This window comes from Campylobacter sp. RKI_CA19_01121, assembly GCF_025771295.1.
Taxonomy (GTDB): domain Bacteria; phylum Campylobacterota; class Campylobacteria; order Campylobacterales; family Campylobacteraceae; genus Campylobacter_D.
The window spans coordinates 1-2,066 of record NZ_JAKMQA010000025.1 but is presented as its reverse complement, the minus strand read 5'-3'; the positions used below and the strand labels follow the sequence as shown (position 1 = coordinate 2,066).

The window sequence follows — 2,066 nt, the reverse complement described above, 5'->3', positions numbered from 1 at the left end:
CTATTTTTTCCCTAAGTTCTTTAGAGGCAGCCACCCAAGCAAATTATGATAAAGCTTCTAATGCTTATGTTATTAAAGAGCATAAATTTAATAATAATGATGTATATGATTATAATCTTGATACTTATAAACTCTTAAGTGGTAAAAACTTCTATGGCCAAATGGCTACTAATAAAAACCTTTCAAATATCACTTTAATCTATGATAATCCTAAAGATAAAACTCATTCTAAAATGAATGATTTATACTTTAAACAAGACATACTCACTCCAAGTATTAAAGAAGATATTTTTGTAGTTAATGGCTTTCATAGTTCTAACTCAGCTAATACTACCCTAAATCAAATCAGCTATATACCTTTTTTAGTTTCTGCTTATACCTTTAATGCAAAAGCTAATAATAATACCTTAGTATTAAAAGCAGGAGAATTATCTTCAGTATATTATTTAAAACCTACTGATAAAGAAGTAATTAATCCTAAAGCTACGGGTTTAGATAATAAATATAATTTTCTAATCACTCCAGCCATAGCTAGAAAAGGTGAAGTAAGTAATAATACTTTAAATTTCTTAAAAGATGCCTATGTAAATATGGGTGTTGAAAACACCTATACCTTACCTTTAAATGGTGCTCCTTATATCTTAGGTGCTTTTGGTGTAGATGCTAATGCTAATAATAATACAGTTATATTAAATAAAGGCGTAAAGATAGACTTTCATACTACCCCTTATAGACAAAGCATGCTAGGAGATAATATCTTTGATGAGAGAATGACTCATGTAACAGGAGCTATTACTTATAATGGCAATGCTAAAAATAATAAGGTTATTATAGATGGAGCTTCTTTATTAGTACATGGTCCAAGTGGAGCATATTCAACATCAGCTGCTACTCACTTAGGAGGAGCTTTTGTGGATGTTAATAATAACCAAAGCTATGAAGTAAGTAATAATAGTGTATTAATCAATGATTTAAAACTAGATTTAAGAGTAGATACTAAAAATACCCCATTAGCTTATAATGCTGTCTTAGTAGGAGAAATCTATGGGGGTAAAATCATACAAGGTAATGCTTATAAAAACACTATAGATATAAAAGACTTACAAACCTTATTAGCATTAAATACTAATGTAGAAGTAAAAGCACTTTTAGACTTTTATGCAGGTATGACTAATAATGGTATAGCTAATGATAATAGTATTAATATTAATCTTAAAAAGCCATTTGAGATTAATTCTAATTTTACAGGTAAAAATGAGTTTAATCTTTATGGTGGGGTAGCTACTAAAGGAGCTAATAATAATAGTATTAATATCAATGGGGATTTAACCCAAGGACTTACTGTTGAAAACCATCAAGATAAAATTCAAATCACAGCAGCACAAACTCTAAGCTCTAAAGCAAATAATAATAGTATTCATATTAAAAACTCAAACATAGCTATACCTTTATACTTATATGGAGTAAGTAAGGTTAGTTTGGATAATAAAGATTATTATGCAAGTAGTGCTAATGCTAATAGTATAGTTTTAGATAATGTAAAATCAGGTAGAAACCTCACTACTATTATAGAAGCTGATAATTTAGAAAAAAACACTATAAAATATAATCTTGTACAATCTTTATCGAATGCTTCTAATATAGATAAAGGTTCTAAAATCATTTTAAGAGCCAATGAAAATGCTAATAATAATACTTTAAACATTAAAGATTATTCAAGTGCAGCTAGCTCCAATGTTTATGTTATTAATGCTAAAACTGAAAGTGCTAATAATACTTTTATCTTTGATAATTTAGCTCTAGGTACAGCTTCTGATAAAAGAGAAGGGGAGATAGTAATTAGTGCAGGTATAGCTAAGAATACTCATGATAATTATACTCATATAAATAATTTAAATATAGATGAGTATAAAAACAACAAAGCTATATTTATAAGTGCTTCTGGTGTATATAGTGAAAATGATAAAAGCTATAATAATACTTTATATCTAAGTGGTAATACTAATATTTTTAATAATACTAATATAGAAGTATTAGCAGGTAGCTTTTTACAAACTAAAGAAGAT

At 27.5% G+C, this 2,066-nt stretch carries 1 protein-coding gene; it reads left to right on the top strand.

From position 1 onward, the window contains the following. Positions 1-2,066, top strand: a 2,066-nt coding sequence (locus L8T90_RS07780; RefSeq protein WP_263737166.1) for a hypothetical protein, incomplete at both ends; no start/stop codon positions are given.